The 26,399-nt window shown below is 66.6% G+C and carries 27 protein-coding genes; 15 read left to right on the top strand and 12 right to left on the bottom strand.

Annotated elements, in window-relative coordinates; translation table 11 throughout:
• The first annotated feature begins 75 nt into the window (after positions 1 to 75).
• From FHY04_RS10935 to FHY04_RS10925, 3 genes are all read left to right on the top strand, one after another.
• Complete coding sequence (locus FHY04_RS10935) at positions 76 to 258, top strand: CsbD family protein (RefSeq protein ID WP_031394577.1); 183 nt, start codon at positions 76 to 78, stop codon at positions 256 to 258.
• Positions 259 to 399: 141 nt separating this feature from the next.
• The gene (locus tag FHY04_RS10930) at positions 400 to 1,062 is read left to right on the top strand and encodes an HAD-IA family hydrolase (RefSeq protein WP_031438897.1); all 663 of its coding nucleotides are present in this window, start codon (positions 400 to 402) and stop codon (positions 1,060 to 1,062) included.
• Positions 1,063 to 1,177: 115 nt separating this feature from the next.
• Complete coding sequence (locus FHY04_RS10925; protein ID WP_156360324.1) at positions 1,178 to 1,333, top strand: hypothetical protein; 156 nt, start codon at positions 1,178 to 1,180, stop codon at positions 1,331 to 1,333.
• Positions 1,334 to 1,364: 31 nt separating this feature from the next.
• Here the strand turns inward: FHY04_RS10925 and FHY04_RS10920 are convergent, their stop codons facing one another.
• The 6 genes from FHY04_RS10920 to FHY04_RS10895 form a co-directional block, all read right to left on the bottom strand.
• A complete protein-coding gene (locus tag FHY04_RS10920) occupies positions 1,365 to 2,435 on the bottom strand; it encodes a PA0069 family radical SAM protein (RefSeq protein WP_183936400.1) in 1,071 nt (356 codons plus the stop codon).
• An 82-nt stretch (positions 2,436 to 2,517) separates the two neighbouring features.
• The gene (locus tag FHY04_RS10915; RefSeq protein ID WP_183936399.1) at positions 2,518 to 3,240 is read right to left on the bottom strand and encodes an outer membrane protein; all 723 of its coding nucleotides are present in this window, start codon (positions 3,238 to 3,240) and stop codon (positions 2,518 to 2,520) included.
• Between the two features lie 345 nt (positions 3,241 to 3,585).
• Positions 3,586 to 3,870, bottom strand: a complete 285-nt coding sequence (locus FHY04_RS10910; RefSeq protein WP_183936398.1) for a hypothetical protein — start codon at positions 3,868 to 3,870, stop codon at positions 3,586 to 3,588.
• A 222-nt stretch (positions 3,871 to 4,092) separates the two neighbouring features.
• Positions 4,093 to 4,620: a molybdenum cofactor biosynthesis protein B gene (gene moaB, locus FHY04_RS10905; RefSeq protein WP_183936397.1), complete on the bottom strand. Its 528-nt coding sequence runs from the start codon at positions 4,618 to 4,620 to the stop codon at positions 4,093 to 4,095.
• Positions 4,621 to 4,626: 6 nt separating this feature from the next.
• A complete protein-coding gene (locus FHY04_RS10900) occupies positions 4,627 to 6,498 on the bottom strand; it encodes a lytic transglycosylase domain-containing protein (RefSeq protein WP_031438902.1) in 1,872 nt (623 codons plus the stop codon).
• Entirely contained in the window at positions 6,495 to 7,262 is a 768-nt protein-coding gene (locus tag FHY04_RS10895) for a uracil-DNA glycosylase (protein ID WP_031438903.1), read from the bottom strand. The genes FHY04_RS10900 and FHY04_RS10895 overlap by 4 nt, the downstream gene beginning before the upstream one ends.
• A 150-nt stretch (positions 7,263 to 7,412) precedes the next feature.
• On the opposite strand from FHY04_RS10895, the gene FHY04_RS10890 reads away from it, so the two are divergent.
• The 6 genes from FHY04_RS10890 (at position 7,413) to FHY04_RS10865 (ending at position 14,517) form a co-directional block, all read left to right on the top strand.
• Positions 7,413 to 9,074 carry an electron transfer flavoprotein-ubiquinone oxidoreductase gene (locus FHY04_RS10890; protein ID WP_031394586.1) on the top strand — a complete coding sequence of 554 codons (1,662 nt, stop codon included), beginning with the start codon at positions 7,413 to 7,415 and terminating at the stop codon, positions 9,072 to 9,074.
• A gap of 4 nt (positions 9,075 to 9,078) precedes the next feature.
• Complete coding sequence (locus tag FHY04_RS10885) at positions 9,079 to 10,503, top strand: tetratricopeptide repeat protein (protein WP_311724494.1); 1,425 nt, start codon at positions 9,079 to 9,081, stop codon at positions 10,501 to 10,503.
• Positions 10,504 to 10,523: 20 nt separating this feature from the next.
• Positions 10,524 to 11,381: a 4-(cytidine 5'-diphospho)-2-C-methyl-D-erythritol kinase gene (locus FHY04_RS10880; RefSeq protein ID WP_183936396.1), complete on the top strand. Its 858-nt coding sequence runs from the start codon at positions 10,524 to 10,526 to the stop codon at positions 11,379 to 11,381.
• Positions 11,382 to 11,694: 313 nt separating this feature from the next.
• The gene (gene recA, locus FHY04_RS10875; protein WP_031396669.1) at positions 11,695 to 12,768 is read left to right on the top strand and encodes a recombinase RecA; all 1,074 of its coding nucleotides are present in this window, start codon (positions 11,695 to 11,697) and stop codon (positions 12,766 to 12,768) included.
• Between the two features lie 259 nt (positions 12,769 to 13,027).
• On the top strand, positions 13,028 to 13,885 hold the full coding sequence (locus FHY04_RS10870) for a class I SAM-dependent methyltransferase (protein WP_183936395.1): 858 nt from the start codon (positions 13,028 to 13,030) through the stop codon (positions 13,883 to 13,885).
• Entirely contained in the window at positions 13,882 to 14,517 is a 636-nt protein-coding gene (locus tag FHY04_RS10865) for a glutathione S-transferase family protein (protein ID WP_183936394.1), read from the top strand. Before FHY04_RS10870 ends, FHY04_RS10865 begins: the two co-directional genes overlap by 4 nt.
• 58 nt (positions 14,518 to 14,575) lie before the next feature.
• Here FHY04_RS10865 and FHY04_RS10860 read toward each other — a convergent pair whose 3' ends face one another.
• Complete coding sequence (locus tag FHY04_RS10860) at positions 14,576 to 15,913, bottom strand: dicarboxylate/amino acid:cation symporter (protein WP_056674632.1); 1,338 nt, start codon at positions 15,911 to 15,913, stop codon at positions 14,576 to 14,578.
• A 72-nt stretch (positions 15,914 to 15,985) separates the two neighbouring features.
• Here FHY04_RS10860 and FHY04_RS10855 point away from each other — a divergent pair, with 72 nt between their 5' ends.
• Positions 15,986 to 17,254: a Xaa-Pro peptidase family protein gene (locus tag FHY04_RS10855; RefSeq protein WP_183936393.1), complete on the top strand. Its 1,269-nt coding sequence runs from the start codon at positions 15,986 to 15,988 to the stop codon at positions 17,252 to 17,254.
• Between the two features lie 16 nt (positions 17,255 to 17,270).
• Here the strand turns inward: FHY04_RS10855 and FHY04_RS10850 are convergent, their stop codons facing one another.
• The 5 genes from FHY04_RS10850 to FHY04_RS10830 all read right to left on the bottom strand — a co-directional run bounded on the left by FHY04_RS10850 (position 17,271) and on the right by FHY04_RS10830 (position 22,348).
• Positions 17,271 to 17,972, bottom strand: coding sequence for an NTP transferase domain-containing protein (locus tag FHY04_RS10850; RefSeq protein WP_183936392.1), 702 nt, complete (start codon positions 17,970 to 17,972; stop codon positions 17,271 to 17,273).
• A gap of 1 nt (position 17,973) precedes the next feature.
• Positions 17,974 to 19,065 carry an inositol-3-phosphate synthase gene (locus tag FHY04_RS10845; protein WP_031396675.1) on the bottom strand — a complete coding sequence of 364 codons (1,092 nt, stop codon included), beginning with the start codon at positions 19,063 to 19,065 and terminating at the stop codon, positions 17,974 to 17,976.
• Positions 19,066 to 19,080: 15 nt separating this feature from the next.
• Positions 19,081 to 19,851, bottom strand: a complete 771-nt coding sequence (locus tag FHY04_RS10840) for a CDP-alcohol phosphatidyltransferase family protein (RefSeq protein WP_236559052.1) — start codon at positions 19,849 to 19,851, stop codon at positions 19,081 to 19,083.
• 120 nt (positions 19,852 to 19,971) lie between these two features.
• Positions 19,972 to 22,047 carry an NAD(+) synthase gene (locus tag FHY04_RS10835; RefSeq protein WP_183936391.1) on the bottom strand — a complete coding sequence of 692 codons (2,076 nt, stop codon included), beginning with the start codon at positions 22,045 to 22,047 and terminating at the stop codon, positions 19,972 to 19,974.
• 70 nt (positions 22,048 to 22,117) lie between these two features.
• Complete coding sequence (locus FHY04_RS10830; protein ID WP_152555547.1) at positions 22,118 to 22,348, bottom strand: hypothetical protein; 231 nt, start codon at positions 22,346 to 22,348, stop codon at positions 22,118 to 22,120.
• Positions 22,349 to 22,605: 257 nt separating this feature from the next.
• On the opposite strand from FHY04_RS10830, the gene FHY04_RS10825 reads away from it, so the two are divergent.
• The 5 genes from FHY04_RS10825 (at position 22,606) to FHY04_RS10805 (ending at position 26,357) form a co-directional block, all read left to right on the top strand.
• On the top strand, positions 22,606 to 22,962 hold the full coding sequence (locus FHY04_RS10825) for an ArsC family reductase (protein WP_031441738.1): 357 nt from the start codon (positions 22,606 to 22,608) through the stop codon (positions 22,960 to 22,962).
• 11 nt (positions 22,963 to 22,973) lie between these two features.
• The gene (locus tag FHY04_RS10820) at positions 22,974 to 23,255 is read left to right on the top strand and encodes a DUF427 domain-containing protein (protein ID WP_031441739.1); all 282 of its coding nucleotides are present in this window, start codon (positions 22,974 to 22,976) and stop codon (positions 23,253 to 23,255) included.
• A gap of 80 nt (positions 23,256 to 23,335) precedes the next feature.
• The gene (panB, locus tag FHY04_RS10815; RefSeq protein ID WP_183936390.1) at positions 23,336 to 24,208 is read left to right on the top strand and encodes a 3-methyl-2-oxobutanoate hydroxymethyltransferase; all 873 of its coding nucleotides are present in this window, start codon (positions 23,336 to 23,338) and stop codon (positions 24,206 to 24,208) included.
• A gap of 92 nt (positions 24,209 to 24,300) precedes the next feature.
• A complete protein-coding gene (locus FHY04_RS10810; protein ID WP_183936389.1) occupies positions 24,301 to 25,038 on the top strand; it encodes a tetratricopeptide repeat protein in 738 nt (245 codons plus the stop codon).
• Positions 25,035 to 26,357, top strand: a complete 1,323-nt coding sequence (locus FHY04_RS10805) for a PQQ-binding-like beta-propeller repeat protein (protein ID WP_056406153.1) — start codon at positions 25,035 to 25,037, stop codon at positions 26,355 to 26,357. The genes FHY04_RS10810 and FHY04_RS10805 overlap by 4 nt, the downstream gene beginning before the upstream one ends.
• The last annotated feature ends 42 nt before the right edge of the window (positions 26,358 to 26,399 follow it).

Raw genomic sequence — 26,399 nt, 5'->3', positions numbered from 1 at the left:
ATAAAGACGGCCGTTATAGTCCCACAAGTTCAGAGCGGTACGATTGGCGTATCGCACAACATAGTGGAGGCTCTCATGGGCGAATTCACCGATAAGGTCGCAGCCGCAGGCAACAAGGTTGCAGGCAACGTCAAGGAAGCCGTAGGCAAGGCAACCGATAACGACCGTATGGTCGCAGAAGGCGAAGCACAGCAGGCCAAGGGTACTGCGCAGAACGTCAAGGGCAGCGTCAAGGGCGCGCTCGGCGACGACATCTAAGCTTAGGCTTGATGACAGAAATATGGCCGCTTCGGGAAACCGGAGCGGCTTTTTCTTTGACGTCGCCATCGCGCGCTGCGCGGGACCTGATAATGGCGTCGCTGCCGATCAGGACATCCAAATGACCAAGCGAGATACTCCATGACCCTGCCGACCCGCAGCTACGCCGCTTTCCTGTTCGACATGGACGGGACGATCCTGACGTCGATCGCGTCGGCCGAGCGCACCTGGACCGCATGGGCGATCGCGCATGGCCTGGACGTCGCGACGTTTCTGCCAACGATCCACGGCGTTCAGTCGGTCGAGACGGTTCGGCGGCTGGGTCTGCCCGGCGTCGACCCGGTCGTCGAAGCGGCTGCGATCACCGCCGCCGAGATGGAGGATGTCGGGGACATTACCCCGATCCGTGGTGCGGCTGATTTCCTCGCGACACTGCCGGCCGGGCGCTGGACGATCGTGACCTCGGCACCGCGCGCGCTGGCCGAGCGGCGTCTTGCCGCCGCGGGTCTGGCGATCCCCGCGCAGTTCATCGCGGCCGAGGACGTCGCAAACGGCAAGCCCGCGCCCGACTGTTTCCTGCTGGCCGCCGAGCGTCTGGGTGTACCGGCATCCGACTGTCTTGTCTTCGAGGATGCACCGGCAGGTATTGCGGCAGCCGATGCCGCGGGATCCGATGTCGTCGTCATCACGGCAACGCATGGCCGCGACCACCGCGTGGACGCAGCGCGGCATGCGATTGTGGATTATGACGGTGTTGAGCTTACGGCCGACGGTCCTGGTCGCTGGCGGCTTGGCCGCGAATAAGGGCTGGATCATGACATCGTAGATTCGGCCGCATGACGGGTAACTATCCGAGATTGATCTGTTTTCGACGCATTATGGATATACACTGGTAATGAGTTGAGCGCAGGATCGGCGGATGGAATTTCCGGTGCGACCAGCCAAGCTCGAACGCTTCATGGACGACCAGGCCGTACTCGCGCGCATCGCACCGAACCCCGCGGTCGCGCAGATGCACCGCGACCTCGAACGATATTATCGCGAGCAGCTGGATCAGGCGCTGCGCCTGATCTGATCACGGGGGCCGTAACCGGCCCGGGCCTGGATCAGAATAACTCCCCCTGCGGGCCCTGTGGTGCGCGGAACAGGTCGCAGCGTAATCCGACCCGTTCCGCGTTAAGCCCGTGCTTGCGCACGGCAATATCGAACCTCGTCTTCAGCAGGTCCGCCCAGGGCCCTTGCCCCTTCATCCGGCTGCCGAACCCCGGATCATTGTCGCGTCCGCCGCGGATCGACTGGATCGTCGCCATGACCTTGCCGGCGCGATCGGGAAAATGCGCGTCCAGCCACGCACGGAACAGCGGCGCGACTTCCCAGGGCAGGCGGACCGGGATGAAGAACGCAAAGCGCGCACCGGCTTGTGCGGCGCGCGCGATCAGATGTTCGATCTCGTGATCCGTGATCGCGGGGATCACCGGCGCGATCGAGACATAGACCGGCACGCCCGCCGCCGCGAGCGCGCTGACCGCCGCGAGCCGTCGCTCTGGATGCGGCGCGCGGGGTTCGAGCGTTGCCGCGATCTTAGGATCGAGCGAGGTGATCGACATCGCGACCGCGGCCAGACCCTTTGCCGCCATCGGGGCGAGCAGATCGAGATCGCGGATGACGCGATCCGACTTGGTCGTGATCGTCAGCGGGTGGTTGGTCTCGGCCAGCACCTCGATGATGCCGCGAGTGATCCGCCAGTCGGCTTCGATCGGCTGATAGGGATCGGTGTTGGTCCCCAGCGCCATCGGCCGCGCGCTGTACCCCGGTTTCGCCAGCTCTGCCCGGAGCAGCGCGGCGGCGTCGGGCTTGGCGAAGAGCCGGCTTTCGAAATCGAGCCCGGGCGACAGATCGTGAAACGCGTGGCTCGGTCGGGCAAAGCAGTAGATGCAGCCATGCTCGCAGCCGCGATAGGGATTGATCGAGCGGTCGAAGGGGATGTCGGGCGACGCATTGCGACTGATAATCGTCCTGGCCCGCTCGACCGTGACGGTCGTCCGTAGCCGGGGTGCGGCACCGTCAATCGCATCGCGCGCATCAAGCCAGTCGCCGTCCGCTTCGGTCTGCGGCAGGTTGAAGCGCGTGCTTTCGCCGTTCAGCGTCGCACCGCGTACCGGGCGGGGTCTGATCATCCCCGATCCTAGCATCGGGCGAGGAACGAATAAAGAACAAAGGGGCAGCGTCCCCGACGCCGCCCGGTGTCGTCATGCGCGTTCAGAACCTGACGCCGAACCCCGCGATCGCCTGGTGGCGGCTGAAATCGAGGCTGGTCTTGGTCGTGCCGTCGACGACCTCGTAGCCGTTATAATCGGTGTAGACGTACTCGAGCTTGCCGTAAAAGCGCGACGAAAACGCGGTCTGGATACCGGCCCCCGCGTGGAAGCCGCTGAGCGAGTCGGACCCCGCGACGTTGTTTTCGTCAATCGTCGCGTTGCGGTTGCTCAGGCGCAACCGGCCACTCGAAAAGCCGCCCTTCACATAGAGAAGCGTCGTCGGGGACAGGAGATAGCCGCCGCGGGCGCCGACGGTGATGTTACGGTTCGCGGCGATGCAGGTGCGATCGCCCACGCTCACGGTGTCGTACGCGCACTGCTTCGCGCTCGACCCTTCGAGACCGGCATAGACGCCGAGCACCGCGCTGACATTGACCTGCGCGTCATAGCCGACCTCGCCGCCATAGGTGACGCCGCTCTTGCCGACGCGGACGCTCGCCGAATCGCTCCCCGCGTCGATGTTCAGTTCGGAAATGACGCGTTCATAGCCGATCCGCGGTTCGACCCGCAGGCCCGACACCTGGCTCGCCGGATTGCCGCGCGAATCGCGATCGAATCGATCATAGGCGCGACCGTCATAGGTCCGGCCGTCGGACGACTGCGCCACGACAGGCGTGGCGGCGGTCCCGGCTGCGACGAGCGCGAGCAGGTAGATTTTACGCATACTGATACTTCCCCCTTGCCGCCCGTCGTCGTCGACGGGCCGGTACCTGCCTGGTATCGCGCGAGAATGCTGACAGGACGTTAACCGGAAGCGCGGCAGGCCGGGTAAGGTGCCGCGGATGGTCGCGCGGCGGTTTTGCGCGTAGAACGGGGCATGGCAGAGAATCTGACGACGGTGGAGCGGGCCTTCGAACTTGCGCGCTCCGGCGAGTGCGATTCGGTCAACGGCCTGCGCCAGCGATTGCGCCGCTAGGGGTATGACGCGGTGCATCTCCACCTCCACGGCGCGGCGATCAACAAGCAGCTCGTCGATCTGATCCACGCCGCGAGAGGCTGAACGCCACGATCATTTCTGGGCGAGGATCAACTCCTTCGGCATGTCGAGGCCCGACGCGGCCCAGGCGGATGCCGTGCGGCAGGTGATCCGGTCGATGCGGGTGCCGGTGACTGCGGGTTCGGTCAGGCAATATTTGCGCGACTTCGCATCATATTTCAGCGTCGTCATCTGGGCGTGTGTCGCGCTTCCCCGCGGTGCGGCGTTCACGATCGTCGGGCTGGCGGCCGTGGCGATGGCGATCGTGATGAGGGTGACGGTGCGGCCGAGCGTGCGCGTGGTTGGCAAAGCGGGCATGACGGTGTGTCCTTCCAGAAGATGAGGTCGAGCCGCCCGGGGGCGGCATGAAGACCAATGCATCTGGCGTGCCAGTTGACTACTACACTAAGACACTTCGCTTCTGCGCTCTAAAACCTCGTCTTTTTCGCCCGCAGCGGCGATCAGCGCGATCCACGCCCAGCGGAAATCGCGCCATCAGTTGGGAATCGATGCCGAAACATGGCCCGTCGACGTGCGCGGTCAGCGCTCGAGCAGGCGCGGCATCAGTTCGACGAAGTTGCAGGGCCGATGCCGACTGTCGAGCTGGTCGCGCAGGATCCCGTCCCACCCGTCCTTCACAGCGCCGGTCGAACCCGGCAGCGCGAAGATATAGGTGCCGTGCGCGACACAGGCGCAGGCCCGCGACTGCACCGTCGACGTGCCGATCGTCTTGTAGCTGAGCATCCGGAATAGCTCGCCGAACCCGGGGATCATCTTTTCGGCAACGCGCTCGACCGCCTCGGGCGTCACGTCGCGGCCGGTGACGCCGGTGCCGCCCGTGGTGATGACGCAGTCGACCGCCGGATCATCGATCCAGGCGTGGAGGCGGGCGACGATCGTCTCGACGTCATCCTTCTCGATCCGGCGGTCGGCGAGCACATGCCCTGCCTCTGCCAGCCGCGCGATGAGCGTATCGCCCGAGCGATCCTCGGCCAGCCCGCGCGTATCGGACACCGTCAGCACGGCGATCCGGACCGGCAGGAAGGTCCGGCTTTCGTCGATTGGCATAAACGATCAGTCCGCGCGTGTGACGGTGGAAGATTGTGCGCCGACGCTGGCGTTGACCGCGATCATCGGCTGATGCGCGGTGAGGCTCGCGCTCGCGCGTGCATTGGGCCGGGCGTTCATGCGGATCGCGGTCGCGCCGGGCAGGCCGGGGAAACGCGGCCACATGCCCTGTGCCAGTGCGTTGCGGCTGGTCGAGGCCTTCCGTCCACCCTGCGCCTCGTACATCCAGTAGTTGCGCAGCACGGTGGTGACGTAGCCGCGCGTCTCCCAATAAGGGATGCTTTCGATATACAGCAGCGGATCGCCATTATCGTGGACGATCGCGTTCCAGTCGCCGACCGGACGCGGGCCCGCATTATAGGCTGCGATCACCTTGGGTAGCAGCCCGCCGGTAACGCCGGCCATGTCGCGCAGCCGTTCGAGATGCCGCTGGCCGATGTCCATGTTGGTCGACGGCTTGGTCAGCGCCTTGAGGTCGATCGACGTGCCACGTTCACGCGCGAAATCGGTCGCCGCGGCGGGCATGATCTGCATCAGGCCGTACGCGCCTGCGGGGCTGCGCACCGTGTTGCGGAAGCGCGATTCCTCGAGCGTGTGCGCGTAGACCAGCGCCTTGTCGATGTGCCAGCCGCTGTCGGGCGTCCAGTTCGGCGTCGGATAGCGCGCCTCGGCCGCGGTGGTGATCCCTTGCGGACAGTTGTGCGCGAGCCAGACGGTCGTCGCGGGCAGGCTGAGTGCCTCTGCGACTCGGACGAGATTGCGGAATTCGCGGGGATCGCCGATCTTCGCCTGCTGGCGGATGACAGTATCGGCCAGTTCGGTCTCGCCGACCTCGACGAGCGCGGCTGCGACGCGGACATTGGGGCGCTTCTCGACGACCTTCCAGTCGCGCGCGACGACGCCGCCAGGACCGCTGCCGCCGACCCGCGCGGGATCGGCCATCGCCAGCTGCTGGCGTGCGAGCTGGCCGTAGAAGCTTTCGCCGAACTGCGCCGCGGCCTTCAGCCGACCCTGGATCTTGTCGGGACGGGCACACACCATGTCGGCGCGCGACGCCCAGTAGAGAGCTGCGGCGCGCAGATCGACATCGCCCGCGCGCGCCGCGACGCCTTCGAACCCCGTGCCAGCGTTGGCACAGTCATTCTGTCGCCACGCAGCCAGCGCGCCGACCCAGCGGGCCTGGACCGCCCATTCGCCGACACCGTCCTGGCCCTTGGCGGCCATCACGCGCGCATTGGCGTCGTCACCCTGGAGGAAATAGATCCAAGCGATCTTCTGCTGCCATTCGGTCAGCGTCTCGGGCGTGAGACCGGGCGTGCTGTCGAGCAGCGACTGTGCCTCGCGGCCCATGTCCGCCTTGACGTAAGGCTGCATCTTCAGCGCGAGGTCGGCGGCGATCATATCGCCTTTGAGGCTCTTCGCGCGCACCCGACGTGGCGCGCCGTCCTGCCAGATCAAACGCTGCGCGACGGGCAGGGGAGGCAGATCGACCGCGCCGCGGACCGTGGCGAGGCGTGCAATCTGTTCCGCCTCGGGCAGCTCGGGGGCCTCGTTCAGCAAAGCGACGAGCGGTGCCATCTCGATCCTTGGCGATCCCTTGGCGATGTACATCTCGGCGCGCGCGATCGCATGGAGCGGGCCGGGCTTCATGGTATCGAGCTGGATCTGCGCATCGGTCCATTTGCCGTCGCGGATCGCGCCGAACACCGCGCGATAGGCGTCACGCTGCGCCGGATCGAGCTGATCGGGAATCTGCTCGGCGGTCGGTGCACCGGCGACGAGTCGGGCATCGCCCGTGCCGCTGTCAGCGATCGGCGCCGCCAGAGCGGGCAGCGGCAATGCCGCACAACCGAGCAGGATTGCGAGCGTGCGGGTCATGCCCGCGTCTCCTGAGACATCTGGCCCCCCATCAACATCTGCAAATCCTTCCAGGCTTCTGCCTTGGCCGCCGGCTTCTCGATCAGAAAGCGCGGGTGAAAGCTGGCGACCACGCCTGCTTCTCCGACCTTATGGCTAATTCCATGTAAACGTCCCCGCGCCGCCTGCAATTCCATCCCGAGGATGGCACGGCTCGCCGCATTGCCGAGCAGAAGCAACCGCTTGGGCGCAACAAGTTCGATGTGATGCTTGGCGATCTCCGCCAGCCGGTCCTCGACCTCGCGCTGGATGCGACCCGCGGTCGGGCGCTTGGCGCAGACCGCCGCGACATGGACCTCCGACCGGGTCAACCCGATCGCGGCGAGCATGCGGTCGAGCAGGCGACCCGACGCGCCGCTCAGCAATTGTCCGGCGCCGCCATTGTCCGTGCCGTCGTCGCGATCGGGGCAGTCGGCAAGCACCATGACCGTAGCGTCAGCGGGCCCCTCGGCCGCCAGCGAAATGCCGTTCCATCCCGCCTCGGGCACATCCGCGCCGGTGCGCCAGGCCAGGAATTCGGTCAGCGACAGCGGCATCGTGGCGACCGCCACCGGCGGTGCGACGGACACGCCAGCGGGCGCCGGCGGCGCGATAACCAGCGGTTCGGGTGCCGCGAACCAGTCGCGCGGGGCGTCGTCGACGAGCATGTCGACACCCGCATCGTGCCACCAGTCGAGCACGCTGACCGCGGCGTTGCGCCAGTCGATGGTCTGATCCGCCCCCATATGTCTCCTATGCTGCGTGGTTGACGTGGCGGTCAACTCGCGCAATCGCCTAAATAGACGCGACACGGACAAGACGGTGCCGGCCCGAGCCCGAACGAACGGGAGGGGCGGGAAGCCGGGCAGACAGGGACCATCCCCCGGGAGACGATGATGACGACACGTGAATCGATGCCCTACGACGTAGTGATCGTCGGCGCAGGTCCGGCGGGGCTTTCGGCAGCGATCCGGCTGAAACAGCTGGCGGCCGAGAAGGACGCGGACATCTCGGTCTGCGTGCTCGAAAAGGGATCCGAGGTCGGCGCGCACATCCTGTCGGGCGCGGTCATCGATCCCAAGAGCCTCGACGAGCTGCTGCCCGATTGGCGCGAGGATGGCTGTCCGCTGGCCGAGGTGCCGGTGACGGAGAATCACCACTGGATCCTCAGCAAGACGAAGAAGAGCGAGATGCCGCACTTCGTCACGCCGTCGTTCATGCACAACAAGGGCACCTATACCGGCAGCCTCGGCAATCTGTGCCGCTGGATGGCGGGCAAGGCGGAGGAGCTCGGCGTCGAGATCTTCCCCGGCTTCGCGGCCGCCGAGATCCTGTTCAACGACGACGGGTCGGTGAAGGGCGTCGCGACCGGCGACATGGGCGTCGCGCGCGACGGCACGCACAAGGGCGACTATACCCCGGGGCTCGAGCTCCACGCCAAATACACCTTCTTTTCCGAAGGCTGCCGCGGTCACCTGACCAAGCAGCTGATCGCCAAGTTCGATCTCGCCAAGGACAGCGACCCGCAGGTCTATGGTCTCGGTATCAAGGAATTGTGGGACATCGATCCCGCGCTCCATTCGCCCGGCCGCGTCATCCATACGCAGGGCTGGCCGCTCAGCGAAACCGACGGGTCGAACGGCGGCGGCTGGATCTATCACCAGGCCAATGGCCAGGTCTCGATCGGGTTCGTCACCTGGCTGAACTACACCAATCCGCATCTTTCGCCGTTCCACGAGATGCAGCGCTGGAAGACGCATCCCGAGATCGCGGCGCTGCTGAAGGGCGCCAAGCGTGTCAGCTATGGCGCGCGCGCGATCAGCGACGGCGGGCTCCAGTCGATTCCGAAGCTGGTGATGCCGGGTGCCGCACTGATCGGCGACAGCGCCGGCTTCCTCAACGTGCCGCGGATCAAGGGCACGCACACCGCGATGAAGTCGGGCATGATGGCGGCCGAGGCCGCGGTCGAGGCGATCGTGTCACAGCGCGGGCATGACGAACTCGCCGCCTATCCGGAGGCGTTCGAGCGCAGCTGGGTGAAGAAGGAGCTGTCGGTCGTCCGAAACGTCGTGCCGCTGGTCAAGAAGTTCGGCGACATGCTCGGGTCCGGGCTTGCCGGCATCACGATGTGGCTGGAACATTGGGGTCTGAAGGTGCCGTTCACGATGCACCATCATCCCGATCACGAAAGCCTGTGGCGCAAGGATCTGGTCAAGCCGATCGTCTATCCCAAGGCGGACGGCGTGCTGACGTTCGACCGGCTGTCGTCGGTGTTCATCTCGAACACCAATCACGAGGAGGACCAGCCGGTCCACCTGACGCTGAAGGACCCGGCGGTGCCGATCGCCTACAACCTGCCGATGTACGACGAGCCCGCGCAACGCTATTGCCCGGCCGGCGTTTACGAGGTGGTGGGCGAAGAGACGGGCGATCCGAAGTTCGTGATCAACGCGCAGAACTGCGTCCACTGCAAGACCTGCGACATCAAGGACCCGACACAGAACATCAACTGGGTCGTGCCCGAGGGCGGTGGAGGCCCCAACTATCCCAACATGTAAGTCTGTGCTGCTGGCGATCGGCCTGCTGACCGCCCCGACGGCGGCGCTGGCCGACACCGGTGGTCTCTCTGCCTATCTCAAGGCGCGCGCCGCGGATGCGGACGGGAGGGTGATGATTGCCGCGGACCAGTATGCTCGGGCACTGGCGGCGGCACCCGACGATCCGGTCGTTGCGATCCGCGCCTACCGGGAGGGAATCGAGGCGGGCGACATGCCGCTCGTCGCGCGCGCGGCGGGGGTGCTGGCGAAAGCCGGGGTCGCGCCCGCGGACGCTGCACTGTTCCCGCTCGCCGCCGCCGCGCGCAAGGGCGACACCAGGGCGACCCGGACGGCGATCGCCACGCTCGGCAAGGGCCCGCTGGTGGTGCTCGCACCATCGCTGAACGCGTGGGTGGCGCGTGCCGAGCATCGTGACCCGGGCGCGGCGCTGGCAACCGCGGGCGAGGATCCGGTCGCGCGCCGCTTCGCTGCCGAGACGCGTAAGCGCATCGCTGCCGCCCCCGCGCGCCAGCCACTCGGCCTTGCCGTTGCACAGACACTCGCGGGTTTGGCGGGGGACCTTGTCGCAGGGGCGCCGTCGCCGCTGGCAATCGCGCTCGCTCAGGCGGCGGTGGAGGCCGATCCCGATTATGCCCCCGCGCGAATCGTCCTTGCCGACGCGCTTGCGCATAGCGACCGGGTCGACCGCGCAATGGCGGTGCTCGACAGGGTCGATGGCACGTCGCCGTCCGCAGAGGCGGCGATCGCCAAGCGTCTCGAAATCCTGTCGGTTGCCGGCCGTGACCAGGCGGCGCTGGCCATCGCGAGGACACGCGCCGAGCGGCAGGAGGCGGTCGCCGGTGACTGGCAGCGTTACGCTGACCTGTTGCTGACGACCGGCGATGCGGCGGCGGCGGCGCAGTGGTATGGCCGGGTTCTGGCGGCGGACCGCAGCGCGCCGGCGGCCGCGCGCGGAAGCTGGGGGGCGTGGCTGCAATATGGCGGGGCGCTCGATCAGGCGGGCCGCTGGCCCGAGGCCCGCGTCGCGCTCCGCAAGGCGGTTGCCCTCGCCCCGACGCAACCGCTCGCGCTCAATTATCTGGGATTCGCACAGGTCGAGCATGGCGACGACATCGCGGGCTCGATTCGCCTGCTCGAACGGGCGAGCCGGCTCGATCCCGCCAACCCGTCCGTCACCGACTCGCTCGGCTGGGCCTATCACCGCGCCGGCGATACGCGACGCGCGCTGCCGTTGCTCGAGCGTGCCGCGCAGGCGGAGCCGACCAATGCCGAAATCGGCGATCATCTGGGTGATGCCTATTGGAGCATGGGCCGACGCTACGAGGCGCGCTATGCGTGGCAGGCCGCGATCGTCACCGGCGATGCCGAGGAGCGCGCGCGCATCGCCGCGAAGATCGACACCGGCCTGCCGATCGCTGCGCGCCGCTGACCCCTGATCCCGAGACCCCGATGCCGACGACGACCGAAACCGCACCTGCCAAGATCAATCTCGCGCTGCATGTGCGTCACCGTCGCGCGGATGGCTATCATGAACTCGAGACGCTGTTTGCCTTTGCCGAGCATGGCGACGTCGTCACGGTGCGCACGGCGGACGCTGACAGCTTTGCCATCATCGGGCCGTTCGCCGCGGCATTGCGTCCGGCGGCGGGGGGCACCGACGCCGCGCCATGGGACGGCAACCTCGTGACGGCCGCGGCGGACGCGTTCGTCGCGACGTTCGGGATCGCCGCGCATCACGCGATCACGCTCGACAAGTGGCTGCCGATCGCATCGGGGATCGGCGGCGGATCCGCCGATGCCGCGGCGACGCTGCGCGCGCTGGCGCAGTTGCACGGCGTCGCGGTGCAGGATCCGGCTCTCCACGACATTGCCGCCCGACTGGGTGCGGACGTGCCTGCGTGCCTCGTCAACCGGACGACGTTCGGAACCGGGCGCGGCGACACGCTCGTCGCGGTCGACGGGCTGGCGGGAACGCCGTTGCTGTGCGTCAATCCGGGCGTGGCGGTGTCGACCGCGGCGGTATTTGGCGCGTGGGACGGGATCGACCGCGGGCCGCTCGGCGAGGGGCCGCTGCTCGAACGCGCGATCGCCGGGCGGAACGACCTCGAGGCGCCGGCCTGCGCGATCGCGCCGGAGATTGCCCGAGTCCGCGCGTTGCTGGATGCGGCGCCGGGCGTGCTGCTCGCGCGCATGTCGGGGTCGGGGGCGACCTGCTTTGCGCTGTTCGACAGCATCGCGGCCCGTGATTCCGCGGCGGCGGATGCCGCTGCGCAAGGCTGGTGGACGCTGGCGTGCACGCTGCGCTGAACGCGGGGTAAATGCCGCGTTGAAACTGTTCGGCTTTGGGACTCCAGACGCTATAAAATCGATTGCATCGCACCACCCGGAAGCGTCAAATCGGGATGTCCACTACCGGATCGGCGCCACGGTTTGCCGACCGGCCCAAGGTTTCTCCCAAGACGCCGAAGCGGACCCATGATGGGAGGGCGGTCACCGAAAGGCGGCCGCCCTTTTTCACATTCCCCGATGTTCCGCACTTGTTCCGTGAGAACAAAAGCAATACATGGCGTTTGACGCGTTGAATGGCACGCGCGCTTGCTTTAGCGATGGGAGCTTATCGATGGCCGCTAATCTGAAAGTGATCGACACCGGCATGGCAACAGCAACCAACGACCGGCAGAAGGCGCTCGATGCCGCACTCGCGCAGATCGACCGCGCGTTCGGCAAGGGCTCGGCGATGCGTCTGGGCTCGAAGGAGACGATGCAGGTCGAGGTGATCTCGACCGGCTCGCTCGGGCTCGACATCGCGCTCGGCGTCGGCGGCCTGCCGCGCGGCCGCGTGATCGAGATCTACGGTCCGGAAAGCTCGGGCAAGACCACGCTCGCACTCCACGTCATTGCCGAAGCGCAGAAGAATGGCGGCACCGCCGCGTTCGTCGACGCCGAGCATGCGCTCGACCCGGTCTATGCCAAGAAGCTTGGCGTCAACATCGACGAGCTGATCGTGTCGCAGCCGGACACCGGTGAGCAGGCGCTCGAGATCGTCGATACGCTGGTCCGTTCGAACGCGATCGACGTACTCGTTGTCGATTCGGTCGCAGCGCTCGTGCCGCGCGCCGAAATCGAGGGCGAGATGGGCGACAGCCATGTCGGGCTTCAGGCGCGCCTGATGTCGCAGAGCCTCCGCAAGCTGACCGGTTCGATCAGCCGGTCGCGCTGCATGGTGATCTTCATCAACCAGCTGCGCATGAAGATCGGCGTCATGTACGGCAACCCGGAGACGACGACGGGCGGCAACGCGCTGAAGTTCTACGCCTCGGTCCGTCTCGACATTCGCCGCATCGGTGCGGTCAAGGCGGGGGACGAGGTTACCGGCAACCAGACGCGCGTGAAGGTCGTCAAGAACAAGGTTGCGCCGCCGTTCAAGCAGGTCGAATTCGACATCATGTACGGGCAGGGCGTCTCGAAGCTCGGCGAGATCCTCGATCTCGGCGTGAAGGCCGGGCTGGTCGAGAAATCGGGTGCGTGGTTCAGCTATGACAGCGTCCGCCTCGGCCAGGGACGCGAGAATTCGAAGACCTTTCTGAAGGACAATCCCGAGACGGCCGATCGTCTCGAAAAGCAGATCCGCGCGCGCACCGACAAGGTCGCCGAGGAAATGATGGTCGGTCCCGACGCCGAAGACGACGCCTGAGTGAGAGTCGGAGCCCTTTTCCTCGGGGGGAAGGGCTCCGCGTCCTGTGACAGGGCGAGGCAGCGTCCAGGGCTGATGGTTCGGGCGGGTCTCGTCTCGCCTGGTTGAGCTGATGGGCCGCAGCGGGACGCGTGTTGGGCGATCGTCCGGAAATCCAGTGAGCCCTAGCGGGCATATGCTTCACGACTTGCGTCAAACGCGCCACAAGAGCTGATCTTGTGCGCACAGACGGGAGTTCGACCATGCGATATGGCCAATCATGACCAGTGATCGAGACTGGACCGGACGCGTCGGCGACACCTGGGCCACGGAATGGCGCCGTACCGACCGCAGCTTCGAGGGGCTTGCGCCCGTACTAAACGCCGCGATCCTTGCGGCGGCAGGCCCGCAGACTCGTACTGTTGTCGATATCGGTTGCGGCGCCGGCGCCACGTCGCTGGCCAGCGCGCAGGCGCTGCCGGACGGGCAAGTGATCGGCATCGATCTTTCGCCGACGCTGATCGCAGTGGCGAACCACCGCGCGGGGCACCTGACCAATGTCGTGTTCCGCTGCGCCGACGTCGCGGCGAGCGTCGAGACGCATGCGCCGATCGACCTCTATGTCTCGCGGCATGGGGTCATGTTTTTCGCCGATCCGGTGGCCGCCTTTGCCCTGCTCGCTAAGGCCGCCGCCCCCGGCGCCGCGCTCGTCTTCTCGTGCTTTGCCGAGCGTGCCGCCAATTGCTGGGCGGTGGAAACCGTTGCGGGTGCGGATGACGCATCCGGACCGACGGGGGCCATGACCGCGCCGGGGCCCTTTGCCTTTGCCGATCCCGCCTATGTCGCGGAGCTGCTGAAGCAGGCCGGGTGGCGCGCGACGACACCACAGCGTGTCGACTTCGGCTATCGCGCGGGAGGCGGCGCGGATCCGGTGGCGGACGCGGTCGACTATCTCCGCCGGATCGGCCCCGCGGCGTCGCGGATCCGCGACACGCACGGCGCGGAACGCGAACGGGCGCTGGCGCGTCTGACCAGCGCGTGCGTCGATCGTCTGACCGGGGATGCGGTCGAATTTCCGGCCGCCGCCTGGATATGGACGGCGCACCCGGCGCGCGACAGCCAAGGGAGCCTGCCATGATCACCGTCCACCATCTCGAAAACTCGCGATCGCAGCGGATCCTGTGGATGCTCGAGGAACTTGGGCTGCCCTATGAGATCAAGCGCTATGCGCGCGATCCGAAGACGATGCTCGCACCCCCGGAACTGAAGGCGGTCCATCCGCTCGGCAAGTCGCCGGTGATCGAGGATCGCGACGTCGAAGGTGGCCGGGTCGTGGCGGAGACGGGCGCGATCGTCGAGTATCTCGTCGACAAGGCGGACGGTCGGCTCGGGGCCCCCGCCAAGCGCGCGGATGCGCTGCGCTACCGTTTCTGGCTGCATTATGCCGAGGGCTCGATGATGCCGCCGCTGTTGCTCAAGCTGGTGCTCGCGAGGATTCCGGTGATGGGGAAGATCGCGCTGAAGCGCATCCAGCCGATGATCGATGTCCATCTCGATTATGTCGAGGCCGAACTGTCGAAGCGCCCCTGGTTCGCCGGCGATCAGATGACCGCGGCGGACATCATGATGAGCTTTCCGCTCGAGGCAGCGCGCAGCCGTGCGGGGCTCGACGAATCGCGTCCCGCGACGATCGCCTGGCTCGGCAAGATTCACGCGCGACCGGCCTATCAGGCGGGCCTGCAAAAGGGCGGCCCCTATGCCTATGCCTGACCCGGGCGCACGCCACGAGCCGGGCGAGACGACCGCCTCCTGACGTCCCCCGTGCCGCTCAGGCCTGGCCGGGCTTGATCTTCTCATAGCTGTCGACATTCACCTTCGGGCCATGCCCTGTCGGTGCGTGCGGCGGGTCGCGGTCGGCGGGTTCACGCTCGTCGAGCCCGCCTTCCCATTTCGCGACCACGGTCGCAGCGACCGCATTGCCGATGACGTTGGTCGCCGATCGGCCCATGTCGAGGAAGTGATCGACCGCGAGGATGAGCAGGATGCCGGCCTCCGGGATCTTGAACATCGACAGCGTCCCCGCGATCACAACGAGCGACGCACGCGGCACGCCGGCAATGCCCTTCGACGTGACCATCAGCACGAGCAGCATGGCGATCTGCTGCCCGATCGGCATGTCGATGCCGTAGGCCTGCGCGATGAACAGCGACGCGAACGTCATGTACATCATCGACCCGTCGAGATTGAACGAATAGCCGAGCGGCAACACGAAGCTGGCGATCCGCGGCGGCACGCCAAACCGGTCGAGCGCCTCGAGCGTACGCGGATAGGCCGCCTCCGACGACGCGGCCGAGAAGGCGAGGATCAGCGGGTCGCGGATATAGCGCACCAGCAGCCGCGTCCGCGGGCCGATGAGCAGGAAGGCAATGCCGATCAGCATCAGCCAGAGCAGCCCCAGCCCGAGATAGAAGGTCAGCATGAAATAGCCGAGGTCGCCCAGGATGCTGGGCCCCCGTTCGGCGAGCGTCGCGGTTACCGCAGCGAACACCGCGAACGGCGCGAACCGCATGACGTAATTCGTGATCTGCAGCATGACCGCGACGAGCGCCTCGATCGCCTTGACGAGCGGGGCGGCCTTTTCGCCGACCGCGGTGATCGCGACGCCGACGAACACCGAGAAGACGACGATCTGAAGAATCTCGTTGCTCGCCATCGCCGAGATCATCGAGTCGGGAACGATATGGGTGATGAACTTGGCGAGATCGAACGCGGCTCGGTCGACGCCGCTCGACGCGGTCGCCGGTGGAATGGCGAGCGCTAGCCCGACCCCGGGCTGCAGCACGTTCACCAGGATCATGCCGAGCGTCAGCGACAACAGGCTCGCACAGATGAACCAGCCGAGACTACGCAGGCCGACGCGGCCGAGCGCGCCGGTGTCGCCCATATGCGCGATGCCGACGACCAGCGTCGAGAAGACCAAGGGCGCGATGATCATCTTGATCAGCCGCAGGAACAGCGACGTGACGATCGAGAAATAGCCGGCAATGTCCTTCAACTGCGCGGCGGATTGCGCACTGCCGTCGTCGATCGACGCGTTGAGGATCCAGCCGACGGCCATGCCGGCGACCAGCCCGAACAGGATATAATAGGTTAGCCGCTTGGCCATTAAACGCTCCCGAAACTCGCGCAGGAGGGAAGGGGATTGCGGCGCCCGGGTCAAGGACCCTATCGTCCCGGCATGGCAATCTCTCCCGATTTACCCACCAGGCGCACGCTCCTCGGTGCCGCCGCCGCGCTCCCGCTGCTGTCGATTGGCGCGGTGCTGCGCGCGGCCGAGCCCGACCTGTCGGCGCTGTCCGATCTCACGGGGGGTGCCAAGTCGATCGATGCGGACGAGCGCGCCGCCCGGCTGGTGCGTGCCCAGGCGCTGATGAAGGCGGCGGGGATCGGCGCGGTCCTGATCGAGCCTGGATCGTCGATGCTCTATTTCACCGGTGTCCGCTGGAGCCGAAGCGAGCGGCTGACCGCCGCGATCCTGCCGGTCGAGGGGCAGCCCTGTATCGTCACGCCGTTTTTCGAGGAGCCGTCGGTGCGCGAGACGCTTGCGGTGCCGGCGGAGGTCCGCGTCTGGCAGGAGGATCAGAACCCGCTCGCGGTGGTGGCGGGCTTCCTGCGCGATCGCCGGCTGATCGCGCGGCCGATCGCGATCGAGGAGACGATGCGCTTCTTCGCCGTCGACGCGCTGCGTCGGCTGGTACCGGAGGCGCTGATCGTGTCGGCCAATCCGGTGGTGCGCGGCTGTCGGATGATCAAGACGCCCGCCGAGATCGCGCTGATGCAGACGGCGACGGACGTCACGCTCGCCGCCTATCGCTGGACACATGCGCGGGTCGAGACCGGCATGACCGGTCCCGAGATCGGCGCGCTGATGACGGCCGCGACCCGGAAGCTCGGCGGGGCGCCCGAATTCTCGATGGCGCTGGTCGGTGAAGCCTCGGCCTATCCGCATGGCAGCCGCGAGATCCACCGCGTCGCGAACGGGCAGGTCGTGCTGATGGATTGCGGGTGCACCGTGCAGGGCTATCAGTCGGACGTCTCGCGCACCTGGGTTCACGGATCGGCTACCGCCGACCAGCGCAAGACCTGGGACCAGGCGATGCGCGGTCAGCAGATCGCGTTTGCCGCCGCGCGGATCGGCGCGACCGCAGGCAGCGTCGACGATGCGGTGCGGCAGCATTACCAGGCGCTGGGCTATGGTCCGGGCTATAAGCTGCCCGGGCTGTCGCACCGGACGGGGCACGGGATCGGCATGGACGGGCACGAGCCGGTCAATCTAGTGCGGGGCGAGGCGACGAAACTCGCGGCGGGCATGTGTTTCAGCGACGAGCCCGGCATCTACATCCCCGGGCGCTATGGCATCCGAATCGAGGATTGCTTCCACATGACCGAAGCGGGGCCGACCTGGTTCAGCGTGCCGCCCACATCGCTCGACCGACCGCTGGGCTGACGAGCCCGGGATCTGCTCAGGCGGCCTGGCTCATCCAGCGTTCGGCATGTGCGAGGGCGGCTGCGTCGTCGACGTCGATCCAGTCGATATCGCTGCAGTCGACGGTCTCGGCACGGTTCTCCGCGGCGAGCATGCGGACGCCTTCGGTCAGCGAGGGACTCGCCAGCGTGGCGAGTGCGGCGCCGAGACGCGGCGAGATCGCAAAAACCCCCGTGTCATAGGCGTCATGCGGTTCGAGGCCCTTGCCGATCGCCACGATCGCCGACCCGTTGGTCGCGACACACGTGACGTCTTCGGGGTCGACCCAGGGATGGCCGAGCCGGCGGTCGATGCCGAGCCGAAGCCCGTTGCCCGGTCCGGCGGTGGCCATGCGGCGATACAGCGCGGGGAGGACGAGGTGGTCGCACATCGCCAGAACCGCGTCCTGCCCGGCCAGCGCGTCGGTGGCGGCAAGCACCGATACGCCATTGGGCTCGCGGTGGTCGGCAAGAACGGTTTCGACATGTAGCGGCCAGGCGCGGCTGGCGAGATAGGCCTCGATCGCATCGCGGCCATAGCTCAGCGTGACGATCGCACGCTTGAGTCCGGCTTCCGCAAGACCCTCGAGCGCATGCGCGATGAGGGGGCGGCCGGCGACCGGGCAGAGGGGTTTATAGGGCGCCGAGGCGCGAAGACGGCTGCCCTCCCCGGCGGCGAGGATGACAGCCGTCTCGATCATGTCAGGCGGCCTTGATGAACCGCTCGACCTCGATCTGCGCGAGATCGTCGGTCATCTGCGTGCGGGGATGCTTGCAGAAATAGGCCGATGCAGGGTCGATCACACCGGCGATGCCGCGGTCCTTGGCGATCTTGGCGCAGCGGATCATGTCGATCGCGACACCCGCCGAGTTGGGCGAATCCTCGACCGACAGGCGCAGCTCGAGGTTCATCGGCACGCCGCCGAACAGCTGGCCTTCCATGCGCAGGAAGCAGACCTTGTTGTCGTTCTGCCAGGGGACATAGTCCGACGGGCCGATATGGACATTGTCGTCATCCATGCGCTCGGCCGCGACCGACTGGACGGCTTCGGTCTTCGAGATCTTCTTCGACTCGAGACGGCGATGGTTCGACATGTTGAGGAAGTCGGTGTTACCGCCGGTGTTGAGCTGGTAGGTGCGATCCAGCTTCACGCCGCGCTTGGCGAACAGGTCGGTCAGCACGCGGTGGACGATCGTCGCGCCGAGCTGTGCCTTGATGTCGTCGCCGATGATCGCGACGCCGGCGTCTTCGAACTTCTTCGCCCAGACGGGGTTCGACGCGATGAAGACGGGAATGTTGTTGACGAACGCCACGCCGGCCTCGATCGCGCAGTCGGCATAGAATTCGGTCGCTTCCTGCGAACCGACCGGCAGGTAGTTCATCAGCACGTCGGCGCCCGACGCCTTCAGATCCGCGATGACCTGCTCACGCGTCGGCTCTGCGGCGTCGGCGAGGAGGAAGGTGCGGTCGTCCTTGAAGTCGGACATGTGATCGGCGACGCCGTCGAGCGTCTTGCCCATCTTCACGATGGTGCCGGTGTTGCCGACATTGGGGGCGAACACAGCGGTGCAGTTGGGCTTGGCGAAGATCGCCTCGGCGACGTCCTTGCCGACCTTGCGACGATCGACGTCCCACGCCGCGACGACCTTGATGTCGCTCGGCTTGTAGCCACCCATGTCGAAATGCATCAGGCCGACCTGGTCGTTTGCCCCCTCGCGATAATGCTCGAGGCCCTGGACGAGCGAGCTCGCGCAGTTGCCGATGCCGACCACGGCGATCCGAATGCTATTCATTACTGACCCTGTTCCTTACGAAAGATGCATGCGCGACGCGGTCTTCGATCGCGGCGGTGTGGTATTACGGACGAAAGCCCGTTCGACACGACGGTGCCAGACGAGCCCGACGATGGCGACGAGCGTCAGAGGGACGATCTCGAACCACCAGAAGATGCGCGGGTTGCCCGCAAAGCAGGCGACGAAGATCGCCCATACTCTGACATTCGCGGTTAGCAAGGCCATGAAGCGCAATGGCGCGACGGCGCGCGCGGCATAGCTCTGGCCAAGCGCGACAGGATCGCTGGCCTGACCGAGCGTGCGTTCGAACGGCATCGCGATCCGGTCGATGCTGCTGGCCACCCCGTCATAGAAGCGGACGAGCGCGTTGCCGGTCGGCACGGGTGGGGCATCGAGCGCGACGCCGCGAATCCGGCGATGGAAGCGCGAGCGCTCACCCTCGTACATGTTCGACTGCACCGCGTGCGCGCCACCGGCCGCAACCGCGAGGATCCAGGCCTCTGGCGTGTCGATGGTAAGGGCCAGCGAGATGTAGATCAGCGCGAACACGCCGTGATCGCATAGACCATCCAGCATCCGCCCGAGCGGACTCGCGGTCTTGGTCGCGCGGGCGACCATGCCGTCGAGGCCATCCGCAATCAGCCACCCGATCGACAGGGCCAGGCCGACCAATGCCAAGGCGGGATTGCCCCAATGCGTATAGGCCAGCGCAGCAGCGCCCCCCAGGACCAGTCCCGCCACCGACACCGTGTTCGCCGAGATGCGACGCGCGAGTGCGAGGGGCAAAAGCGCGCGGCCTGCCGGGTGAATCAGCCAAAGGTTAGATGGGATCTCGATCCGGCGATCGCGCGATCCATCCGGTGGAGCCACTGTCATAGGATTTTCATAATGCGCGCGGCACGCGATTTATGCAAGGTCGCCCGGCTCGGCCCGCGGAACGGCTGAGCACAATTCGTCGATCCAGACCCGCGCGGTTCCATCCGACGGTGCGCGCCAGTCGCCGCGCGGCGACAATGCGCCGCCAGCCGAGACCTTCGGCCCGTTCGGCAACGCGGATCGCTTGAACTGGCTCGTCGCGAAAAAGCGCTGAAGAAACCTTTCGAGCCATGCGGTTATCGTCGGCAGGTCATAGGCGACGCGCGCAGTCGACGGTAGGTCCGCGGGCCATGCCCCGCGCTCCGCATCGCGCCAGGCATGCCAGGCGAGAAACGCGATCTTCGACGGCGCAAGGCCGTAGCGGATCACGTAATGCGCGAAGAAATCGTTCAGCGCATAAGGTCCGATCATCAATTCGGTGCTTTGCAGCGCGCCGTCCGCCCCCGCGGGGACGAGTTCGGGGGAGATTTCCTGCGCGACGATCGTCGACAGGATCGCATCGGTCGCTGCGTCATACTGGCCGGTCCGGATGCACCAGCGGATCAGGAACTGGATCAGCGTCTTCGGCACGCCCGCGTTGACCGCATAATGGCTCATCTGGTCGCCGACGCCGTAGGTGCACCAGCCCAGCGCCATCTCGCTCAGGTCGCCGGTGCCGACCACGATCCCGCCGCGCTGGTTGGCGAGACGGAACAGATAATCGGTCCGCAACCCCGCCTGGACGTTCTCGAAGGTGATGTCATAGGTCGGCGCGCCATCGGCAAAGGGATGCCGCATATCCTCGAGCATCCGCCGCGCCGCGGGGCGGATGTCGATTTCCTCGGCGGTGATGCCCAGCGCGCGCATCAGCGCCCAGGCATTCGCCTTCGTGCCCTCGCCCGTCGCAAAACCGGGCATGGTGAAGCCGAGGATATCGGCACGCGGGCGGCCGAGCCGGTCCATCGCCTTGGCCGCAACGATCAGCGCATGCGTCGAGTCGAGCCCGCCCGACACGCCGATCACCAGCGTTCGCGCCCGCGCCGCCTCGAGCCGCTTCGCCAGCGCCTCCACCTGGATATTGAACGCCTCGTAACAATCCTCGTCGCGGCGGGCGGGATCATTGGGGACGAACGGGAAGCGGGGGACGACGCGTTCGAGCCCGACGTCCGCGACGGCAGGATCGGCCAGGTGATCGAACGCGATCCGCCGGATCCGCGTCTCGGGATGCCCCGCGAACGCCGCCGCGTCGTTGAACGTGCCGGTCCGCAGCCGTTCCTGCGCGATCCGCTCGCAATCGACGTCCGCGACGACCAGATCCGGCTCGGTCGCGAAGCGGCGTGATTGGGCGAGCTGTTCGCCGAGCTCGTGGATCAGCCCCTGGCCGTCCCATGCGACCTCGGTCGTGCTCTCGCCCGGGCCCGCCGCGGAATAGACATAGGCGCAGACCGCGCGCGCCGACTGCGCCGCCGCCAGCATCTCGCGCTCGCGCGCCTTGCCGATGACGATGTTCGATGCGGACAGATTGCAGCAGATCAGCGCGCCGGCCAGCGCGCCCGCGGTCGATGGCGGGGTAGGGGCCCAGTAATCCTCGCAGATCTCCGCATGGACTACGAAGCCGGGCAGGTCGCGCGCCGCAAAGATCAGGTCGGTGCCGAACGGCACGGGCTCGCCGCCGAGATCGATCGACAGCCCCGTCAGTCCCGCGCCGCTCGCGAACCAGCGCTTTTCGTAGAATTCGCGGTAGTTGGGCAGGAAGGTCTTGGGCACGACCCCGAGCATGCGACCGCGCGCAATCACAACGGCGCAATTATACAGCCGCCCCGCGCGCACCAGCGCCGCGCCCACCAGCAGCACCGGCCGGAGCGTCACACTCGCCGCGACGACGCTATCGATCGCCGCCAGCGTCGCACGCTGCTGCGCGGTCTGCAGATGCAGATCGTCGAGCGCATAAGAGGTGAGGTTGAGTTCGGGAAAGACGACGAGGTCGACATGCTGCGCATCCGCCTGCGTCGCCAGTGCGATCGTCGCCGCGGCATTGGCGGCGGTATCCCCGACCGACGCCCGCGGTGTTGCTGCAGCAACCCGGATCAGGCCGTGCGTGTGGATCGCGTAGAATGAATGCGTCATGCCCGCATCGTTAAACGCGCGGGGCAGTTCATGCTACCGGCTTCACCGGCCGGATATGCGGAGGCTGCTGTCAGGGGGCGCTCTGCGCAGACGTGGAGGCGATGACCCCCTGCACGGCACGGGCGCGCCGGCGTTCGAGCTTCTGCCGTTCGGAGATCTGGTAGGTCTTCGCAATCCGGTACCGCTGCTGCTTCGTCTTCGCGTCGACACTCCCCAGCGCGAGAATGCCGACAAATGCGAGGATCGCGAATAACAGGGTGAGGAGGTTCAGTTGTCGCGCTTCTGCAGCCTTGTCCGTCATCATCCCGCTCCCATCGCCTGCCGTCATCGGACCCGACGGGTCTTTCACAGCAACCCGCCGAAAAGCCTTCTATGTCCGCAACTTGTCTTGGTCATTCCGTACATCGTACAGCCATTTCGCGGCGTCGAGGTTCCACCGTCCCTGGCAAAAATCAGCACCGTGGCCGCCATTGCGCGATCGGCAGGCAGATCTGCTATCGGGACTGACAGGCGATGGCGCGCGGGGTGCGTGGCAGGGTGTTTTATGGGGAAGCGATTTTGACGATCACGCTGTTCGGGATCAGGAACTGTGACACGATGAAGAAGGCGCGTGCGTGGCTTGATGCGCATGACGTCGCCTATGTGTTTCATGACTACAAGACCGCCGGAATCGAGGACGCACGGCTGCGCGACTGGATCGGCCGGGTCGGGTGGGAGCCGTTGCTCAACCGCGCCGGCACCACGTTCCGGAAACTGCCCGAGTCTGACCGCGTCGACCTGGACGCGGACAAGGCGGTCGCGCTGATGCTCGCGCAGCCGTCGATGATCAAACGCCCGGTGCTCGATACCGGTGCGACGCTGCTGGTCGGCTTCAGCGCCGAGCGGTATGAGGCGGCGGGGCTGGGGAACGCCTGAAGGAGACGAACATGCCTGTCGCTACATGGAACGGCCAAGAGATCGCCCGGTCCGACGATACCGTCGTCGTCGAGGGCAATCACTATTTCCCCGCGGACAGCGTCGATCCCGCGCTGCTCGAAGACAGCGCGACGCAGTCGAACTGTCCGTGGAAGGGCACCGCGCGCTACAAGACGCTGGTCGTCGACGGCAAACGGAACGTCGATGCGGTCTGGTACTATCCCGATCCCAAATCCGCCGCGGCCGAGATCAAGGATCGCTATGCCTTCTGGAAGGGCGTGACGGTCGGCTGAGACGCGGCCGTCGCCGGTGTCGGGCGCGTGCGACCGGACGGGCTGGGCGAGCGGCATCGGCTTCGCTAGAACGCGCGTCCATGTCCACGACCTACACGCTCGACACCGCGACGAGTCGCGCCAACCCGACACCCGCGCCGCTGAAGCGGCTGACGATCCCCGCGATCCGCCGGCAAAAGGGGCAGGTGCCGCTCGTCATGCTCACCGCCTATACGGTGCGCAACGCGCAGCTGCTGGATCCACACTGCGACATGCTGCTGGTCGGCGACAGCCTGGGGCAGGTGATCTACGGCCTGCCCTCGACCGTGCCCGTCACGCTCGAGATGATGGCGGCGCACGGCGCGGCGGTGGTGCGCGGCAGCTATCATGCGGTGGTGGTCATCGACATGCCGTTCGGCAGCTATGAGGCATCGCCCGAAAAGGCGTTCGAAAGCGCCGCATGGTTGCTGAAGCAGACCGGTGCGGCGGCGGTGAAGCTCGAGGGCGGCACCGCGATGGCGCCGACCGTACGGTTCCTGGTCGAGCGCGGCATCCCGGTGATGGGACATGTCGGCCTCACCCCGCAGGCGGTCAACGTGCTGGGCGGCTATGGCGCGCGCGGCCGTACGCCCGAAGAGGCGGCGAAGATCGTCGCGGATGCCAAGGCCGTTGCCGAGGCGGGCGCATTCGCGCTGGTGATCGAGGGCGTGGTCGAGCCGATCGCGATCGAGATCACGCGCGCGGTCGCCTGTCCGACGATCGGCATCGGCGCTTCGGTCAAGTGTGACGGCCAAGTGCTTGTTGCCGAGGACATGCTCGGCCTGTTCGACCGTACCGCCAAGTTCGTGAAGCGGTTCGAGGATCTCGCCGGCAAGATCTCGGGCGCGGCGGAGACCTATGCCGATGAGGTTCGCAGTCGTGCTTTTCCGGGACCCGATCAGAGCTATGCGCCGCGCGCCGGCACGGTGGATTGATCCGGCTTTTGTTTCGGACGCGTGGCGGCTAAGGTCCGCGCCATTCCACCATCCCCCGATATCCTTTCCTCCCTTTGTCTCCGGAGTCACCCTTGGCCCTGCCGCCGAAAACCGATGAAGCGTTCCTCCGCGAGGTCGACGAAGAACTACGCCGCGATCAGCTCGCGGGTTTCTGGACGACCTGGGGCAAATGGGTCGCGCTCGGGGTGGTCGCAGCACTCGTCGCGCTGGCCGGATTCCTCTATTATCAGCACAGCACCGAAACCCAGGCGGGTGTCGAGGGCGAGCAGCTCCAGGCCGCTTATGACGCGCTGGCCGCGGACAAGGTCGCCGAGGCGAACACGACGCTGACCAAGCTCGCCGCGTCCGACCGCGCCGGGTACAGCGCGCTCGCGCGGTTTACGGAAGCGGATATCCTTCTCCAGAAAGAGGATATGAAGGGTGCCGCGGCCAAGCTGGCGGCGATCGCCGCTGACACGTCGGTCGCCAAGCCGTTCCGCGACCTGGCGCTGGTCCGGCAGACGTCGGCGGAATATGACACGCTCAAGCCGCAGGTCGTGGTCGAGCGGCTGCGTCCGCTTGCGGTGACGGGCAACCCCTGGCTCGGCAGCGCGGGCGAGATGGTCGCCGTCGCCTATGTCCGGATGAACCAGACCAAGCAGGCGGGGACGCTTTTCGGCCAGATCGCGGCTGATCCCGGCGTGCCCGAGACGATTCGTCAACGCGCTGTTCAGATGGCCGGTGTACTGGGCGTCGACGCCGTTGCCAGCACCGGGACGGCCGGGACCGCCGCTGCTGCTGCATCAAACGAGGATACCAACGCGCAATGACGAAGTCTTATCGGGTGACGGTCGCGGTGGCTGCGCTCATGGCCTTGAGCGGCTGCGGCATTTTCAAGGGTGGCGTCAAGAAGACCCCGACGGTCGGAAACCGGGTATCGATCCTGACCTCCGAAAACGGGGTCGAGACCGACGCGACGATCGCCGATGTCCAGGTCCTCCTGCCGGCCCCCTCGGTCAACGACGCCTGGGCACAGCCGGGCGGCAATCCCGCCAAGTCGATGGGCCAGCTTGCGCTCGCCGCGCAGCCCACCAAGGCATGGCAGGCCTCGATCGACGGTGGCTCCAACCGCGAACGCATGGCCGCGCCGCCTGTCGTCGGTGAGAACAAGCTGTTCGTGATGGACGTCCACGGCGTCGCGCATGCGTTCAAGTCCGACACCGGCGGGGCGTTGTGGACCACGCCGATCACCGAGGGCAAGATCAACCAGTCTGCGCGGTTCGGCGGCGGCGTGAGCTATGACGACGGCAAGGTCTATGCGACCGACGGCGTCGGCGACGTGGTCGCGATGAACGCGTCGGATGGCGCGATCCTGTGGCGGGCGAAGCCCGGCGGCCCGCTGCGTGGCTCGCCGACCGTGTCGAACGGCGCGGTCTATGTCCTGACGCAGGACAACCAGATCTTCTCGCTCAACCAGGGCGACGGCAAGGTCCAGTGGGTCCAGTCGGGCACGCTGGAGACACAGGGCGTGTTCGGCGTCGCGGCACCCGCGGTCAGCCAGGGCACGGTCGTCTCGGGGTTCTCGAGCGGCGAGCTCAGCGCCTATCGCTACGAGAATGGCCGTATCCTGTGGCAGGACGCCTTGTCGCGCACGTCGATCACCACATCGGTGTCGAGCCTGTCGGATATCGACGCGGCCCCGGTCATCGATGGCGGCCGTGTCTATGCGGTCGGGCAGGGCGGGCGCATGGTCGCGCTCGAGCTCTCGACCGGCCAGCGTCTGTGGGAACAGAATTTTGCGGGCATCTCGACCCCCTGGATCGCGGGCGAATGGCTGTTCGTGGTCACCGACGATGCGCGGCTGGTCTGCCTGTCGCGGTCGAACGGCAAGGCACGCTGGATCGCTCAGCTGCAGCGGTTCGATAACGAGAAGAAGAAGAAGGGGCCGGTGACCTGGTATGGCCCGATCCTGGCGGGCGGACGCCTGATCCTGACCAATTCGCGCGGTGAGATCGTTTCGGTCAATCCGGGCGATGGCGCGGTCGGCAGCACGATCGAGACCAAGACGCCGTTCACGCTGCCGCCGATCGTCGCAAACTCGACGCTCTACACGCTCGACCAGAAGGGCAAGATCACCGCCTATCGGTGAGCCATCACCCCTCTCCCGGTGGGAGAGGGGTAACAGGTGACG

Source organism: Sphingomonas sp. BK481 (genome assembly GCF_014194875.1).
Lineage (GTDB): Bacteria > Pseudomonadota > Alphaproteobacteria > Sphingomonadales > Sphingomonadaceae > Sphingomonas > Sphingomonas aerolata.
Note: the sequence above shows the minus strand (reverse complement) of the source record. Positions and strands in the feature narration are given on the sequence as shown.